This is a genomic window from Streptomyces sp. NPDC048275, from assembly GCF_040652275.1.
In the GTDB taxonomy this organism is placed as follows: domain Bacteria; phylum Actinomycetota; class Actinomycetes; order Streptomycetales; family Streptomycetaceae; genus Streptomyces.
Genome location: NZ_JBEZLR010000118.1, coordinates 13,838 through 30,655 on the forward strand (window position 1 = coordinate 13,838; position 16,818 = coordinate 30,655).

Below are 16,818 nucleotides of genomic sequence, written 5' to 3' on the forward strand. Positions count from 1 at the left end.
CGTGAGCCACGCCCTGCCATCGCTCCCGCGCCGGGCCGCCGCGCTGACGCCGGTCCTGCCCGTGGTGGGCGTGCCCGCCCTGCTGGCCCTGCCGCTGACGCCGGACGGCGCGGGGCCCGCCGACGTGGTCTCAGGGCTGGCGGTGGTGTACTGCGTGATCCGTCTGCTGCGCGAACGGCGGCGCCCGCTGTCGCCCGCCGCGGCCGTCGTGCTGTCCCTGCCGGTCGTGGGGCTCGCGCTCGCCGCCGTGGGGGCGTCCTCGCCGGAGGCCGGGCTCACCGGCCTGGGCCGCTATCTGCAGATCTTCGTGCTCGTCCCGGCCGCCGTGCTGCTGCTGATCCGCGACCGGGCCGACTTTCGGCTGCTGGCCTGGTCGTTCGTAGGGCTCGCGCTGTGCCAGGGGGCCGTCGGCGTTCACCAGTACGTCACCCGGACCGGCGCCTCCTACCAGGGCGAGAACATCCGGGCGGTCGGCACCTTCGGGCCGCATGACGTGATGGGCATGGCGACGGTGGTCTCTCTCGGCCTGGTGTGCGCGGTCGGGATGGCGCTGGGCCCGGCGTCCGCACGGCAGCGGGCAATCGCCGCCGGGTGCGCTCTGGCACTGCTGCTGCCGCTCGCGCTCTCCTTCAGCCGGGGCGCCTGGATCGCGACCGTCCTGACGTGCGCCGTGCAGTTGGGGCTGACCGGGCTACGGCGAGCGCTCAAGGTGGCCGCGGTCGCGGCCGCCGCGGGCGTGATCCTGGTGGGCGGGTTCGGCATCGGCACGGCGCTGCTGCAGCAGCGGATCGACAGCATCGCGCAGGTCACCGACACCCCCGACCAGTCCGTCGTCGACCGGTACACCCTGTGGGCGTCCGCCACCGGCATCTGGCGCCAACATCCGCTGACCGGCGTCGGGTTGAAGAGCTTTCCCGAGTACCGGGACGGGCACGCCACCCTGGCGCTGTCGTCGGCCAGCGACATCAACGGCGCGGGAGTGACGTACGAGAGGCAGCCGCTGTTGTCACCGCACAACATGTACCTGCTGGTGCTGAGCGAGCAGGGCCTGATCGGGCTGCTCGCGCTCGCCGGAAGCTGGCTGGCGCTCCTGGTGTGCGGACTGCGGAGGCTGCTGCGCGACCGGGGACCGGGACTCGACTGCGCGCTCGTCGCCTGCGGGCTGCTGCTCTGGCTGCTGACCGACTTCGTGTACGGAGACATCGGCGGCCCCTCGACCGTGCTGACCGCCGTGGCTCTGGGGCTCGCGGCATGGTGGGCGCTGGCCCGTGACGAGCGGGTGGACATGCCGCAGGGCGGGATGCGGAAGCGCGTCGAGGAGGCCCTGGCGCGATGACGGTGGTGCCTTCACGACCCCCCGGATCCGAAAAAGACAGCGCGGTGACCGTACCCGCGGCGCGTGCCGCCACCAAGGCCGAGGACAGCGCCGACCCGACCTCGGCCTCCGGGGGGTTCCTCGCCAGGGCCGCGCTCGTCACGGCGTCCCTGTCCATCGCCGGCTCACTGCTCGGCCTGGTGCGCGATCAGGCGCTGGCGCGGTTGTTCGGCGCCGGAAGCGACACGGACGCCTTCCTGGTCGCGTGGACCGTGCCGGAGTTCGCCGCCACGCTGCTCATCGAGGACGGGCTGGCGATCGTGCTGATCCCGGCGTTCAGCATGGCGCTGGCCCGTCGCGCCCGGGGCGCCCCGGGCGACCCGGTCCGCGCCCTCGTCGTCGCCACCCTGCCCCGCCTGTGCCTCGCCTTCGCCGCGGTGGCCGCGCTGGTCGTCGGCACGGCTCCCTACCTGGTCCAGGCCCTCGCGCCCGGCCTGCCCGATCCCCGCCTCGCCGCCGACTGCACGCGGATCACCGCGATCTGCGTGCTGACCTTCGGGCTCGCCGGGTACTGCAGCGCCGCCCTGCGGGCCCACCGCCGCTTCCTCGCGCCCGCGGCGATCTACGTCGCCTACAACACCGGCATCGTCGCCACGATGTTCCTGCTCGGCGAACGCTGGGGCGTGCGCTCCGCCGCGGTCGGGGTCGCGGCGGGCGGCTGCCTGATGGTGGCGGTGCAACTGCCGTCGCTGTGGCGGCAACTGGCGTCGCGTACACCGGCCCTCGGCAGGCCCAGGTCCGTCGCCGCGGAGCGGCCGATGCAACTCGCCCTGGTCGCCGCCGTACTCCTCTTCGCCCTGTGCCGCCAGTCGCAGGTCCTCGTCGAACGCTTCCTCGCCTCCGCCCTGCCCTCCGGAGCCATCTCGCACCTGAACTACGCGCAGAAGGTCGCCCAGATCCCGATGACGCTGTCGCTGATGGTGTGCACCGTCACCTTCCCGGTGGTGGCACGAGCCCTCGCGGACGGCGACACCGAACGGGCGCGCCGCCGCGTCGAGCGGGATCTGGCGCTGGCCTCCGGTCTGCTGCTGCTGGGTATGTGCGCGGTGATCGCCTGTGCTCCGCAGATGATCGAACTGCTCTTCCAGCGAGGCGAGTTCACCGCCGGCGACACCCAGGCGACGGCGGACGTCATGCGCGTGTACGCCCTCGGGCTGCTGAGCCAAACCCTGGTGGGCACCCTGGTCCGCTCGTACTTCTCCGCGGGCCGGCCCACCTGGTATCCCGTCGGCGCGATGGCCGCCGGCATCGCCGTGACGTCCGCGATCGGCGCCGCGACCGTGCACGCCTGGGGCGTGGAGGGGATCGCCGCCGCCAACGCCTTCGGCATCACCGTCACGGCCACCCTGCTGCTCGTCGGCCTGCGAACGGCGCGGAAGAACAACCCCTGCGGCGTCTCGATCCGCATCCGGCAGGTACTGGCCGAGCTGAGCAGGCTCGTGTGCGCCGCGGTCGTCGCCACCGTCGCCGGGGCGTTCGTCGCCGGCCGTACGGAGTCCCCGGTGGCTGGTCTCGCGGCCGGCTGCCTGACCGTGACCGCCGTCTTCGTCCCGCTCACCTGGGCACTGGGCGCCCAGGGCTTCGCATCCGCACCGCGCTCCGTACGCGCCCTCACCCGAAAGCTCACACATGGCCGCTTCCGTTGATTCCACCGACACCGACAGACTCCCCGCCCCGCGCCCGGGCCCGGCCCCGTGGGTGGCGATGTACCACTCGGTGGGCGACTGCTCGGACGACCCGTACCGCATCACGGTCACGCCCGAGCGGCTCGACCGGCAGCTGGCCTGGCTGCGCCGGCGCGGGCTGCGGGGTGTGTCCGTGGCCGAGCTGCTCGCCGCCCGCGCCCGGGGCCAGGGGCGGGGCCTGGTCGGACTCACCTTCGACGACGGGTACGCCGACTTCGTCACCGACGCCCTGCCACTGCTGCGCCGTTGGGACTGCCGCGCCACCGTCTTCGTGCTGCCCGGACGACTCGGCCGCGACAACGCCTGGGACCCGCTCGGCCCGCGCAAGCCGCTGCTGACCGCCGACGGCATCCGGCACGCGGCCGCCGAGGGCATGGAGATCGGCTCGCACGGGCTGACGCACATCGACCTCACCCGGGCGGACGCCCTCACCCTCAAGGCCGAGGTCGCCGAGAGCCGTACGTTGCTCACGGAGTTGACCGGCATCCGGGTCGACGGCTTCTGCTACCCGTACGGCACGGTCGACGCCGACGCCGTCGAGGCCGTACGGGAAGCGGGATACACCTACGCCTGCGCCATCGACCCCGGCCCGCTGACCGGGCCGCACGCCCTGCCGCGCGTGCACGTCGGCCAGAAGGACACGGCCTGGCGCCTGCACCTCAAGCACCGGCTGCACCGGCTGCGCCGGCGCCCGGTGGAGGGCCTGTGAGATGAGGGCTCTGCACATCATCACCGGCCTCGGTGTCGGCGGGGCCGAGCAGCAGCTGCGTCTGCTGCTGCGTCACCTGCCCGTCGACTGCGACGTCGTGACGCTCACCAACCCCGGTGCGGTCGCCGAGGGTCTCGCCGCCGACGGCGTCCGCGTCGTGCATCTCGGCATGGGCGGCAACCGCGACCTGGCCGCGCTCCCGCGCCTGGTTCGGCTGATCCGCGCCGGCGGCTACGACCTGGTGCACACACACTTGTACCGGGCCTGCGTCTACGGCCGGCCCGCCGCACGCATCGCCGGGGTCCGCGCGGTCGTCGCCACCGAACACTCCCTGGGCGACTCCCAGATGGAGGGCCGCAGGCTGACGGCAGGGGTGCGCGCGCTGTACCTCGCCAGCGAGCGCCTCGGTTCGGCGACGGTCGCCGTCTCCTCAGCGGTGGCCGACCGCCTCAAGCACTGGGGCGTGCCCGCGCCCCGCATCGAGGTCGTCCCGAACGGCATCGACCTGGACCGCTTCCGCTTCGACCAGGAGCGGCGCGAGCGCACCCGCCGACGCCTCGGCCTGCCGAAGGGCGCGTACGTCATCGGGGGCGTCGGCCGACTCGCCCCGGGCAAGCGGTTCGACGTCCTCGTCCACGCGCTCACCCGGCTCCCGGACGACCACTGGCTGCTGCTGGTGGGCGGCGGCGCCGAGGAGCACGTCCTGCGCCGTACGGCCCACGAGGCCGGCGTGGCCGACCGCGTCCTGTTCACCGGCGAACGTCCCTACATCCCCGACGGCTCCCCCGGCCCCGACCTGCCCTCGCTCACCTCGGCGATGGACCTCCTCGCGTCGCCGTCCACCGAGGAGGCCTTCGGCCTGGCGGTCGTGGAGGCGCTGGCGTCCGGCCTGCCCGTGCTCTACGCCTCCTGCCCGGCGATCGAGGACCTGCCGCCGTCGGTCGCCGCCGGCGCGCGACGCGTGCGCGGCGGGCCCGAGGCGTACGCCCGCGCGATCGCCGAGGTCCGCGCGGCGGGCCCCCGGCCGCGCACGGCCCCGGAAATCGCCCACCGCTACAGCATCACCCGCAGCGCAGCTCGCCTCATGGACGTGTATGCGGCAGCGGTCTCCAGTTCGTCGTCGTCCCTCTCACCTCTGGGAGCCAGCCCGTCATGACCGACACTCCGCCCCGTCAGCACAGCCTGCTCCTGGCCCGTGTCAGGAGGCTGCCGCCCTGGTCCCTGCTCGCGGCCGGAACCCTCGCCGGGGGCCTGCTGGGCGGCGCGTACGGCATGCTCACACCCCCGACGTACACGGCCACCAGCTACGTCATCGCCGTACCGACCGAGAAGTCCAACCCGGACTCCGCCCTCGGTTTCGCGCAGGCATACGGCCGGGTCGCCACGCAGCTCGCGGTGCTCGGGGACGCGCAGGTGTGGGCGGGCGTGCCGGTGCAGACCCTGCAGCACAGCGTGCGCACGGCGACCTCGCCGGACGCGCCGATGGTCGCCGTCTCCGCCACCTCCTCGCGCCCCGGTCTCGCCATCGACATGGCCAACGCGGTCTCCCGCGCGCTGACCCAGCACGCGGACGACACCAGCGCCAGCACCCAGGTCCGGCTCGTGCAGTTCTCGCGGGCGGTGAAGCCGACCGAGCCGACGTCCGCGTCGCCGGCGGTGACCGCTCTGGTGGGCGCGAGCGCGGGCGGGCTGCTGGGCGGCCTGGCCCTGCTGGCGCGGCCGAGGAAGACCGACCAGGACGACGATCCCCTTCCCGGCGCCTCGGTGCCCGGACCGGCCGCCGCCACCGATATGCGCGGACAGCGGTGACGACGGTGGACCCGACCGAAGCGCCGGCGGGTGGGCTATCACCAGTCGAAGCGGAAGCAGAGCTTCCCGCCGAGCCAGTACTCCACCCAGCTGCCCAGGTCCATCGGCGTGCACTCCTCCGGGGGCTGCGGCGTGGTGGGTGCGGTGGGCGTGGTCGGTGTCGGTGTCGGTGTGGGGGTGGGGGTGGGGGTCGGGGTCGCCTCGTCGGTACGGCCGGAGAGGACGGACCGGTAGAGGTGGGACGCCCTCGGGTTGTCCCTGCACCGCCACACACCGTGCGGGCAGTAGTCGGTCAACGTGTTGTAGAGCGGCCTGTGTTCGTTGATCCACGCGAGCATGCGCCCCATGTACTCGGTGTTGTCGCCGTTGCGGAAGAGTCCCCATTCGGGATACGAGATCGGTTTGCCGTGGGCCTTCGCGAAATCCACATGGGCCTGAAGCCCGTAGGGCTCTGTCACCTGTTCGTCGAACGACAGCCCGGTCGGCTGGTCGTAGGAATCCATGCCGATGATGTCGACCGTGCCGTCCCCCGGATAGCACTTCGTCCAGGGCACTGCGTCCAGACCGCGGGCCGGCGTGAAATCGAACTGAAATTTCTGGCCCGGCACCGACCGCATGGTGGTGACGATCCTGTTCCAGTACTTCTTCCATGCCTCCGGGTCCGGCCCGCAGCGATGGGTGTACGTGGTGCCGTTCATCTCCCAGCCGAGCACGAGGACCGTGTCCGGCACCTTCAGCTCGACCAGCCGCTTGGCGAGGGCGCGGAAATGGTGATCGAACGCCCCGGCCGCGCCCTGCTGCAACAGCTGCCGGACTTCGGGGTCGGAGACACCGTCCTCGTTGCGCTCCTGCATGGGGACGTTGAGGACGAGCGTCCGGTCGGCCTCCTGGTTGCGCCAGCGCGCCCAGGCGTCGAGGAAGCCGGGGGCACCCTCGATGTCCCGCCAGCGGTTGCCGGGCAGATAGGTGTGGCCGACGCGGAGCTCGGTACCGCCCAGCCACCTGCTGAACAGCGGCATGCGGGCCACGCCACGGGCGTCGGAGCCGAGGAAGGCGCCGAAGGCCGGGACCTCCTTGCCCCGTACCTGGGTGGTCGGCGCCGGAGGGCGAGGATCGTCGGCTCCCAGCACCCCCACCTCCGCCGGATGACCGGACACCAGGGCGGTCGCCGCGGCGACTGCCGCAGCGCCCGCAGCCAGCCAGCGAACCCGGACCCGCTTGCGCTGTGGAGCCATGTCTGCTCCTTTCTTCGCTGTCATCCGGCCTTCCGCCTCAGTTCTCCTTATTGACGAGCAGTCATATGTAGTCAGGCACAGGAAAGCCAAGGGCGCCATTGCCATTGCGGCTTTCGAGTGCCGTGCTCGCCCGTGTGGGTGAGCCGATCCTAAAGAAAGAGAGAATTCGTGTCGTTTCTCGACACCCGCGTCCCCGCCGTACTGCTGCGGATCGACCAGAATCCCTTTCATCACGGAACGCTGGGGGCCGTGCGTTCCCTCGGCAGGGCGGGAGTGGAGGTGCATGTCGTCGCCGATTCAGCGAAAAGTCCCATCCACGCGTCGCGTTACGTACGTCAGATGCATCCCCCGCCACTCCCGGGAGCATCCCCGGACGACATCCTCGTCGTGCTGCGCCGCGTGGCCGACCGGATCGCGCGTCCCGCCGTCCTGGTCCCGATGGACGACGCGAGCGCGATCGCCGTGGGACGGATGCGGGACGAACTCACACCCGCCTACCTGCTGCCGACGATGCCGTCCACGCTGCCCGAACGCGTCGCCGACAAGGCGGAACTGGCCGCCGTGTGCGCGTCCGCGGACGTCCCGCACCCGGTGACGCTGATCCCGGACAGTCCGGCGCGGGTCGCCGACGACGCGCGGCAGCTCGGGCTGCCGCTGGTGGCGAAGTGGAGCCGCCCCTGGCTGTTGCCCGCCGGCAGCGGGCTGCGCAGCACGGCGCTGGTCCGCTCCATGCAGCAGGCCCGGGAGCTGTACCTGCGCACCGAGGAGGCGGGCAGCCGCCTTCTCCTGCAGGCGTACCTGCCGCCGGGACCGGACCGCGACTGGTTCTTCCATGGCTACGCCGACCACTCGGGCACCGTGCGCGCGGGCGGGCCGGGCCGCAAGCAGTTGGCCTGGCCGCGTGGAGCCGGGCTGACCGCGGTGGGCTGCTGGACGCCCAACCCGCAAGTGCAGGCGCTGGCCGAGCGACTCACCGGCGAGCTGGGCTACCGCGGCATCTTCGACCTCGACTTCCGCCGCTGCGGTGCGACGGGCCGCTATCACCTGCTCGACTTCAACCCGCGCCCCGGCGCCCAGTTCCGGCTCTTCGCGGACAGCGCGGGACTGGACGTCGTACGGGCCCTGCACCTGGACCTGACGGGCCGTCCGCTACCGGACGGGGCCCCGATGGCCGGGCGGGCGTTCGTGGTCGAGAACTACGCGCCGCTCGCCGTGCTGCGTGCGGCGCCGGGTGGGCGCGAACTGGCCTGGTACGCCCGGGACGACCGTGTCCCCGGATGGGCGATGTGGGCCCTGTGGTGCCGTCATGTGTCCCGCCGACTGCGCGAGCGGCTGGGCGCGACGGCTGCGCCCCCCGCGCCACGGCCGATCCCCCGGGCGGTCTCGCCCTCCCTTACCGACAACGAGAAAGCGAGCAGTTGATCATGTACGACCTTCTGGTGGTGGGCGCAGGCCCGTACGGTCTGTCGATCGCGTCCCACGCCGCGGCCGCCGGGCTGAACCTGCGCGTGTTCGGCCGACCCATGGCGTCCTGGCGGGACAACATGCCCAGCGGCATGTTCCTGAAGTCGGAGCCGTGGGCGTCCAACCTCTCCGATCCGGCGGGGCGTTGGCACCTGGGCGCTTACTGCGCGGAGCAGGGCCTGACGGCACGTCACGCGAAGCCGATCCCGGTCGAGGCGTTCGCGGCGTACGGCCTGTGGTTCGCGCGCCATGCCGTGCCGGCGGTGGACGAGCGCACGGTGACCCGCGTGGCATCCTGCCCCGGCGGCTTCACGGCGGTCACCGAGGACGGGGAGGAGGTGCACGCGCGGGCAGTGGCGCTGGCGGTCGGTGTGATGCCGTTCGTCGAGGTACCGCCGACCCTGCGCGGACTGCACCCCGCCCTGGTGACGCACAGCAGCCACCACAGCGAGCTCGACCGCTTCCGCGGCAAGGACGTCACTGTCATCGGTGGCGGCCAGGCGGCCCTGGAGACCGCGGCGCTGCTCGCCGAACAGGGAACGCGCGTACGGGTGCTGGCGCGGGCGGAGCGGCTGTGCTGGAACGATGTGCCGCCGCCGTGGGAGCGCCCCTGGTGGCAGTCGCTTCGTTCCCCGCACAGCGGCCTCGGCCCCGGCTGGCGCAACTGGTTCTACTCCGAGCGCCCCGGCCTTTTCCGGCGTCTGTCGGAGCCGACCCGGGCACGCATCGCGACCACGGCGCTGGGGCCGGCGGGCGCGTGGTGGGTGCGGGACCGGGTGGAGCGCGCGGTGGAGGTGCTGGCGGGTCACGAGGTAGCCGCGGCCTGTGCGGTGCCGGGCGGCGTACGGCTGGACACGGTGAGCCGCGGGGGCACTCCGTGCACCCTGGAGACCCAACACGTCATCGCCGCCACGGGTTTCCGGCCGCGCTGCGACCGGCTCGGACTGCTCTCCTCCGAGTTGCGCGGGACGCTGGCGGCCCTGCCCGACGGCTCCCCGGCGGTCGGGCGCGACTTCGAGTCCTCCCACCCCGGCCTGTTCCTCGCGGGCCTGGTGACCGCCTCCGGCTTCGGTCCGGCCATGCGCTTCGTGCACGGCGCGACCTTCACGGCGTCGACACTCGTCCGAGGGGTACGCCGCCGGCTCAGGACGACCCCGACGGGCGGGACGGTCCCCGTACCGGGGGGCAGCAGCCGAAGTGGGTCGCCGTCGCCGGTACGCCGCTGACTAAGACCGACCGGCAAATGGGGGGGTGGGAGAAGGAGCGGGGCTGGGTGCGTGCAGCTGCAAGGCGGAGGAGGGAGGCAACGCGGAGCGTTGGTGACTGACGACAACGCGGCAGATGTGCGTGCCCAGCCCCGCGACGCCGCCCCCCATTTGCCGGTCGGTCTAAGGACCATGCGCGGACGCCTCGGGCCGCTGACGGAGAGAGTCGTCAGCGGCCCGAGGCGTCGGCGACGGGTCGATCCGGGTTTGGCAAGCAGTGATGGCGACTAGGCTCGCTGCCGATCCGGCCCATGCGGCGGTTCGTCCCCGGACAGGCTTGGGCTGCCTGGTCCGGTGGCTCGCGTCGGTCCAGGGGGGTGCGGGTGCCGGGCGGGTTGCGTCCGGCACCCAGGAGCACCTACCGGTGGGAGGCGGCGCGGCCGCGGCGGTACATCACCACCCCGCCCGCGATCAGTGCGGCACCGGCGGTCGAGGCCGCCACCATCCCCCCGCTGCCGGTCTCGGCCATGGTGGGCGGGTCGACGAGGTGCTCGTCGGCCGGCGGCGTCTCACTCGTACGCGTGGGAGGCGGCGTCTCACTCGTACGCGTGGGAGGCGGGGTGGGAGTGCTGGTGGGCGGCTGACTGACAGGTGGCGACGGAGGCGTCTCCTCCTCCGTGCCGTAACCGTCGTCGCCGTACGAGACGTTGTCGCAGGAGTTGCCGAGCGCGTAGTTGAACACCGCGCCCGCATCAACGATGTTGCCGCACACATTCACCGGCACCTCGACCGGCACCTTCACACTGTTCCCGGACAGCGGACTGGACGAACCCCCTGTGTCTCCTTTCGCACGCGTGCCGGCAGTGCTGTCACCGGAGTCACCGGAGTCGTCGGAGTCGCGCTCGGGCGACCCGTACCCCGTCTTGTCCGAGGTGTTGCCGCAGGAGTTGCCGGAGGGGTGGTTGAGCGCCGCGAACGCATCGACGGTGTTGCCGCACAGGTTCACCGGCACCTCGACCGGCACCTGCATGCTGTTCCCGGACAGCACACCGGGATCCTCGGCGGCTCCCGCCGCGTGCGTGTCAGCGAAGGCGGAGCTGCCGTACAGGGACAGAATGCCCGTGGCGGCGGCGGCCGCCGCGAACACTCCCCTGCTCAGGGTCTGTCGCAATGTCCTGTCTTCCTGCTTGAAGAATGGGGAAAGCCGACCTTGGAATGGAGATCGACGTCCAAGGCCGGCCATGACACAGCCGGGAGGCTGGTGCGTTGGGCGGTCAGTCGTTCTTGCAATTGCTGCCGATCGCCGGGTTCAGCGCGATGATGAAGTCGACCGAGTCGTCGCCTCAGCTCACAGGCGAGATCGCCTGCGCCGAAAGTCCGTGTGATCGCGGACGGCCCGGGCTGAGGAGCCGGCTCAGCGTTCCTCGCCGTTGCTGTTCGCAACGGTCGGTCCCCTGTCGCCGACGAGGGCACGCGCCGTGGGAGCGGTCACCCTCGGCATGCCGACGGCAAAAGCGCCGACCGCTGCGGCAACCATTGCCTTCTTGAGCACTGCGCGTTCCCTTCTCGTAGCGCCGCAAGCCCTACTGCTTCATCAGCTTCATCAACCCGACGCACGAGAATTGGTTGCGCAGGTTCACCCGGTTGGACCGCGCCTCATTCGGAAATGATGAATTATTTCGATGACCCCGATGGCGCGGAGCGGGTCACCGCCTGAGCGGCTACGACACCCCGCTCCTTCTCCCACCCTCCAATTGCCGGTCGGTCTAAGCCAGGGAAATTCGCCGTGTCCTGGATCATGCCCGCCGTGGGCGGCCGGCCGACTCCCCGTCGTCAGCCGGCGAGTTCGCTCGCCTGCTCGATCGCGTTCGCGAGGTCTCGTACCTGCGTGTCCTCCGTGGCGGTGGCCACCCGGTGGGCGCGGTCGGCGAGTTCACGCAACGGGAGGGCGCCCGGCAGGGGGTTCCAGCGGTTGTCGCCCGTGCGCAGGGCGTCGGCGAAGTACGCGGCCACGGCATCGACCTGGAAACGGTTGGGCGATGTCCACAGGCCGTCGTCGAGGGAGCCGGTCTCCAGCTGGCCGGACTCCTCGTGCGGGGTGCGGGTGTCGGGGTCGAGCCAGCGGACGCTCGCGGTGGCGAGGTGACCGGAGGCGCCGGGCCTGGTGCGGACGGCGTACAGCGCGGTGACCGTGTGGCCGGGGCCGACCTCGCCGCCGTCGACGCGGTCGTCGCGGAAGTCCTCGTCGGCCACCTGGCGGTTGTCGTAACCGATGAGCCGGAACTGTTGCACCGTCGCCGGGTCGAAGGCGACCTGGGCCTTGGCGTCGCGGGCCGTGAGGTCGACGTTCTGCGGGAGTTGCTCGCTGAAGACCTTGTGGCCGTCATCCTCGTTGGAGACGTACGTCGTGTGGCCGTCGCCCTTGTCGGCCAGGCGTTCCATGAGGTCGTCGCCGTACTCGCTGCCCACGCCGACGCCGAAGAGGGTGATGCCGTGCTCGCGGCGGGCGTCCGAAATGCGCTCCAGGATCGAGTCCGCGTCGGTGTCGCCCGTGTTGGCCAGCGCGTCGGAGATCAGGACGACGCGGTTGGTGGCGCCCTTGCGCAGCCCCTCGACGGCCGTCTCGTACCCGGTGTCCACGCCCGCGCCGAGGTTGGTCGACTCCGTCGGCTCCAGCTCGTCGATGGCGTCGTGGACGCGGCCGCGGTGGTCGCCGAGGCGGGTCATCGGCAGCACGGTCTCGGCCTCGTCGCTGAAGGTGACCAGGGCGACCGAGTCGTCGTCGCGCAGCCGGTCCGTCATCACGCCGAGAGAGTCCTTGGCGAGGTCGAGGCGGCCCGGTTCGGCCATGGAGCCGGAGATGTCGATGACGAAGGTGAGGGCGGCGGGCGGGCGTTCGCCCTCCTGTTCGCCGGTCCGGGTGGCGAGGCCGACGCGGACGAGCGACCAGTCCTCCTCGTCGGTGCGGGCGCCGTCGACGGTGACCGAGAAGCCGTTGCCGTCGGGGCGTTCGTAGTCCTGGCGGAAGCTGTTGACGAACTCCTCGGGGCGGACGGTCGCCGGGTCGGGCAGCCGGCCGTCGGCAAGGGTGCGGCGGGCGAAGCCGTACGAGGCGGTGTCGACGTCGAGGGCGAAGGTGGAGAGGTAGTCGGGGGACGGCGCGATCTCGCGGTTCGCGTCGCCCGTCTGCTCGCCCTGGGACGTGTCCGCGGACTGGTCGGGGGCCGGGGCGGGCAGCGGGCCCGTAAGGCCGCCGGAGCCGTACGAACCACGTGACGTGTTCGAACCGTCGGACGAATCGCCGCTGTCGCTCGCGCTGCAGCCGGTGAGCAGCAGGCCGCCCGCGAGCGTCAGGGCGAGCAGCGCGCCACCCGGTCGCCCCCGTCGCAGCGATCGTCGCGGTCGCCCTATGTGATCGTTCCCCATCCGTGCCCCCTCGGTGAGTCACCCGCCCGCCCACGTCTGTGGGTGGATGTCTGTGACTGTGACGTCCGAGGGGGCCGAGCCGTGCGCTACGGAGCGTTGCGGATGCATCTCGAAGCGGCCACGGCGGGCGGCCGTCGAGACCGGTAGGTGATCTTCCGGAGACCTAGGACACGATGTCCTTGCGCCGGAAACCCCGGAAGGCCAGGGCGAACAGCACGAGCGCGTACGTTATCGAAATCGCCGTGCCCTGGATCATGCCGGCCCACTCCGGGGTCGGCTGGATGGCGTCGGCCCAGGCGAACTGCCAGTGCGCGGGCAGGAAGTCGCGCCAGTCGCCCAGCGCGGTGACGGCGTCCAGCACATTGCCCACGATCGTCAGGCCGACCGCGCCGCCGACCGCGCCCAACGGCGCGTCCGTCTTGGTCGACAGCCAGAACGCGAGTCCCGCGGTGACCAGTTGGGACACGAAGATGTACGCGATCACCACGAGAAGGCGCTGGGCCGCCGTGCCCGCGGCGAGCTCGCCACCGGTGGGGATCTCCAGCGGACCCCAGCCGTAGGCCGCCGTGCCCACGGCCAGCGCGACGATCGGCAGCAGCACCATCGCGGCGAGGCTGAGGCCCAGCGCGACGGTGAGCTTGGACCACAGCAGCCGGGACCTCGGCACGGGCGCCGCGAGCAGATAGCGCAGCGACGACCAGCTCGCCTCGGAGGCGATCGTGTCCCCGCAGAACAGCGCGACGGGGATCACCAGCAGGAAGCCCGCGGACACGAACAGGTTGACCGCGGCGAAGTTCGCGCCCGATGCCGTCGCCGTGTCCATCAGTGTGACCTGGCCGCTGCGCGAGCCCGGTTCGCCGCCGATCGCGAAGGCGACGACGAGCACGAAGGGCAGCACCGCGAGGATCGCCCCCATGACGAGCGTGCGGCGCCGCTTCAACTGCCGGATCAGTTCCACGCGCAGCGGCAACGTCCGCCGCGCCCGGTACCCGTCCGCCGTCTCGGTCCGCTCGACGAGCGCACTCATGCGGCACCTCCGATCAGGGTGAGGAACGCGTCTTCCAGGCGGCGGTGGGGGCCCACCGACTCCACGGGCACTTCGAGCCGTACGAGCTCCACGACCAGGCGCTGGGCGCTTCCGCCCTCGTCGAGGCGGATCAGGATCCCGCCGTCGGCGGCGACGGCCGAGGCCACGCCCGGCAGCGCGCCGATCTTCTCGACGACCGGCTCGTCCACCGGCGCACCGGTGCCGACCAGGAGCGTGTCGCCCGAGCCCACGATCTCGGAGACCGGGCCCGCCTGGATCAGCCGGCCGCGGTCCATGACCACCAGGTGGGTGCAGGACTGCTCGACCTCGGCGAGGAGATGGCTGGAGACGATGACGGTGCGGCCGGCCGCGGCGTAGCGGATCATGACCTCGCGCATTTCGCGGATCTGGGGCGGGTCTAGGCCGTTGGTCGGTTCGTCGAGGATGAGGAGGTCCGGGAGGCCGAGCATCGCCTGGGCGATGGCCAGACGCTGGCGCATGCCCTGGGAGTACGTGCGCACGGCTCGGGCCAGCGCGTCGCCCAGGCCCGCGATCTCCAGCGCCTCCTCCAGGTGCGCGTCCTCGGGCGGGCGTCCCGTGGCCTGCCAGTACAGCTCCAGGTTCTCGCGGCCCGAGAGGTGCGGCAGGAAGCCCGCGCCCTCGACGAAGGCCCCGACCCGGGAGAGCACCGGCGCGCCCGGCCGGATCTCGTGTCCGAAGACGCGGATCTCGCCGGCGTCGGGCGTGATCAGGCCCATGAGCATGCGCAGGGTGGTCGTCTTGCCCGCGCCGTTCGGCCCCAGCAGGCCCAGGACCTGGCCCTTCTCCACGCGGAACGACAGGTCCCGTACCGCGTACCGGTCCGCCGACTTCGCGTAGCGCTTGCTCAGGTCCGTGATCTGGAGCGGGACTTCGGCGAGCTCGGGATCGGGCGCTCCCGCAGTGGTGCGGCGGCGGCCGGTCAACAGGAGTGCCAGCGCGGCCAGCGCCGCGACCGGCGGCAGCCACCACACCCACGCGGGAAGCGACGCCGCGGCGGTCTTCACCGCGGGGGCGGTCGGGACCTTCAGGTCGCCCTTCAGGGACACCGTGTACGTCGCCGGGGCCGCCGGGGACGCGTAGCCGAGGTCCGTCGAGGAGACGACCAGGCGCAGCCGGTGTCCCTTCTGGACGTCGTGGTCGATGGCCGGCAGCGTGAGGGTGACGTCCTTGCCCGCCTTCGCGCCCTCCACCCGCACCGGTGTCACCAGCTGGGACGGCAGCACCTGCTGGGTGCCGCCGGGGCCGACGTCGTACACCTTCCCGAAGAGGACCGCGTCGTCGGTGCTCGACTCGACGTGGACCGTGACCGTGGGCGACCCGGTGATCCGCAGGTCGCTGCCGAAGGGCGCGGACTCGAACCGCGCGAACTGGCCCGGGAAGTCGAGCGAGACTCCCACGCCGAGCGAGGAGAGCTGCGACAGGCCGCCGGTGCCGCCGATTCCGGGAAGGGCGGAGATCGCGGGCGGACTGGCGCCCGCGGGGTTGTCGAAGGTCTGCTCGCGGCCGGTCAGCGCGACCGTGCGCTGCCCGCTCTCCAGGCCCGGGTAGGTGTCCGCGCTCGCGCCCCGCAACTGTGCGGCGCCGTCGGTGGAGTCGATGCCTCCGGTGCGGGTGACACGGAAGGCGGGGCCCGTGTCGGCGCCCTTGTCGTCCTTCAGGTACCGGTCGAACCAGGAGCCGGCGCGGGACTGGACGCGGTCCGCCTCCATGTCACCGCCGTCGTGCCCGCCGGAGATCCAGTCGACGTCCACGGGCGCGCCATTGGCCCGGATCGCCTTGGCCATCGCGTCGGCCTGACCGAGCGGGAACAGGGAGTCGGACTGGCCCTGCACGATGAGCGTGGGCACCTTGATGCGGTCGGCGACGGCGGAGGGGCTGCGCTCCTCGAGGATGCCACTGGCCGCCGCGTCCGGTGTGCCGGACTCCGCGACCCGGTTGTACATCGCGCACAGCTGCGCCTCGAAGTTGCCGCAACCGCCGCCGGAGTTGATGAAGATGCCGGCCCAGAGCTTCTTGAAGACGCCGTTCGGGAAGAGGGCGTCCGACAGGTTCCAGTACGTGACCGCCGGGGCGATCGCGTCGACCCGCTGGTCGTACCCCGCCGCCAGCAGCGAGACCGCCCCGCCGTAGGAGGCGCCGGTGACGCCCACGCGCGGGTCGCCGCTCTTGTCGAGCTGGACGTCCGGGCGCTTCGCCAGCCAGTCGATCAGTCGAGAGACGTCGGCGACCTCGCCCTTCGGGTCGTTCAGCCCGATCTTCCCGGTGGACCTGCCGAAGCCGCGCGCCGACCATGTCAGCACCGCGTACCCGTCGCGGGCGAGCTGCTCCGCCTCCTCCCGTACGTCGTCCTTGCTGCCGCCGAAGCCGTGCGCGAGCAGCACGGCGGGGCGGCGTCCGGAGGTCGAGCCCGCGGTGACGTACGAGGTGTCGATCCTCACCCCGCCGCCCATGTCCATGACGCGGTCGGCACGGTGCACGGGCGGGGCGCCGTCGGAGGCGACGGCCGTCCACGTCCCGGCCCCGGCGAGCACGACAACGGCGGCCGCGGCGGCAGCCCACCGTCGCGGCCTCCGCGGTGCGGGCCCCCGAAGTCGGGGCAGTCGAAGATCCATGCGTCAACGGTAAAGCCCGCCGCTGACAACCGATGCCGCCACCGGTCTGAACCCCCGCCCCTCCTGCGGGAGTACGGCGCCGAGGCCACGTACCGCAGCCGGAGTACGAAGACGCGTGGCGTCACCCACACCTAAGACCGACCGGCAATGGGAGGGTGGGAGAAGGAGCGGGGTCTGGTGCGTGCAGCTGCAAGGCGGAGGAGGGAGTGATGGCGGAGCCATCGCGACC

Annotated in this window: 12 protein-coding genes; 7 read left to right on the forward strand and 5 right to left on the reverse strand. The window is 72.2% G+C overall.

Annotation, left to right across the window (positions count from 1 at the left end; translation table 11 throughout):
• Position 1: 1 nt before the first annotated feature.
• The 5 genes from AB0D57_RS41100 to AB0D57_RS41120 are packed head-to-tail and all read left to right on the forward strand — an operon-like array spanning position 2 to position 5,578.
• Positions 2–1,336 (forward strand): O-antigen ligase family protein, encoded by a 1,335-nt coding sequence (locus tag AB0D57_RS41100; protein ID WP_362086017.1) that lies wholly within the window; start codon positions 2–4, stop codon positions 1,334–1,336.
• Positions 1,333–3,021: a lipid II flippase MurJ gene (locus AB0D57_RS41105; protein ID WP_362086020.1), complete on the forward strand. Its 1,689-nt coding sequence runs from the start codon at positions 1,333–1,335 to the stop codon at positions 3,019–3,021. Before AB0D57_RS41100 ends, AB0D57_RS41105 begins: the two co-directional genes overlap by 4 nt.
• Positions 3,005–3,769 (forward strand): polysaccharide deacetylase family protein, encoded by a 765-nt coding sequence (locus AB0D57_RS41110; RefSeq protein ID WP_362086023.1) that lies wholly within the window; start codon positions 3,005–3,007, stop codon positions 3,767–3,769. The genes AB0D57_RS41105 and AB0D57_RS41110 overlap by 17 nt, the downstream gene beginning before the upstream one ends.
• Before the next feature lies 1 nt (position 3,770).
• Complete coding sequence (locus tag AB0D57_RS41115) at positions 3,771–4,925, forward strand: glycosyltransferase (protein WP_362086026.1); 1,155 nt, start codon at positions 3,771–3,773, stop codon at positions 4,923–4,925.
• On the forward strand, positions 4,922–5,578 hold the full coding sequence (locus AB0D57_RS41120; protein ID WP_362086029.1) for a lipopolysaccharide biosynthesis protein: 657 nt from the start codon (positions 4,922–4,924) through the stop codon (positions 5,576–5,578). Before AB0D57_RS41115 ends, AB0D57_RS41120 begins: the two co-directional genes overlap by 4 nt.
• 38 nt (positions 5,579–5,616) lie before the next feature.
• On the opposite strand, the gene AB0D57_RS41125 is transcribed toward AB0D57_RS41120, so the two are convergent.
• Entirely contained in the window at positions 5,617–6,813 is a 1,197-nt protein-coding gene (locus AB0D57_RS41125) for a glycosyl hydrolase (RefSeq protein WP_362086032.1), read from the reverse strand.
• A gap of 168 nt (positions 6,814–6,981) precedes the next feature.
• Between AB0D57_RS41125 and AB0D57_RS41130 the strand changes: the two genes are divergently transcribed.
• Positions 6,982–8,235, forward strand: coding sequence for an ATP-grasp domain-containing protein (locus tag AB0D57_RS41130; RefSeq protein WP_362086035.1), 1,254 nt, complete (start codon positions 6,982–6,984; stop codon positions 8,233–8,235).
• Positions 8,236–8,237: 2 nt separating this feature from the next.
• Entirely contained in the window at positions 8,238–9,503 is a 1,266-nt protein-coding gene (locus AB0D57_RS41135) for an NAD(P)-binding domain-containing protein (RefSeq protein ID WP_362086038.1), read from the forward strand.
• A 397-nt stretch (positions 9,504–9,900) separates the two neighbouring features.
• On the opposite strand, the gene AB0D57_RS41140 is transcribed toward AB0D57_RS41135, so the two are convergent.
• The 4 genes from AB0D57_RS41140 to AB0D57_RS41155 form a co-directional block, all read right to left on the reverse strand.
• Positions 9,901–10,653 (reverse strand): chaplin, encoded by a 753-nt coding sequence (locus AB0D57_RS41140; protein ID WP_362086041.1) that lies wholly within the window; start codon positions 10,651–10,653, stop codon positions 9,901–9,903.
• 662 nt (positions 10,654–11,315) lie between these two features.
• Positions 11,316–12,908 carry a von Willebrand factor type A domain-containing protein gene (locus AB0D57_RS41145; RefSeq protein ID WP_362086044.1) on the reverse strand — a complete coding sequence of 531 codons (1,593 nt, stop codon included), beginning with the start codon at positions 12,906–12,908 and terminating at the stop codon, positions 11,316–11,318.
• A 163-nt stretch (positions 12,909–13,071) separates the two neighbouring features.
• The gene (locus AB0D57_RS41150) at positions 13,072–13,935 is read right to left on the reverse strand and encodes an ABC transporter permease (protein ID WP_362086047.1); all 864 of its coding nucleotides are present in this window, start codon (positions 13,933–13,935) and stop codon (positions 13,072–13,074) included.
• Entirely contained in the window at positions 13,932–16,589 is a 2,658-nt protein-coding gene (locus tag AB0D57_RS41155) for an alpha/beta fold hydrolase (protein WP_362086050.1), read from the reverse strand. The genes AB0D57_RS41150 and AB0D57_RS41155 overlap by 4 nt, the downstream gene beginning before the upstream one ends.
• Positions 16,590–16,818 lie beyond the last annotated feature (229 nt).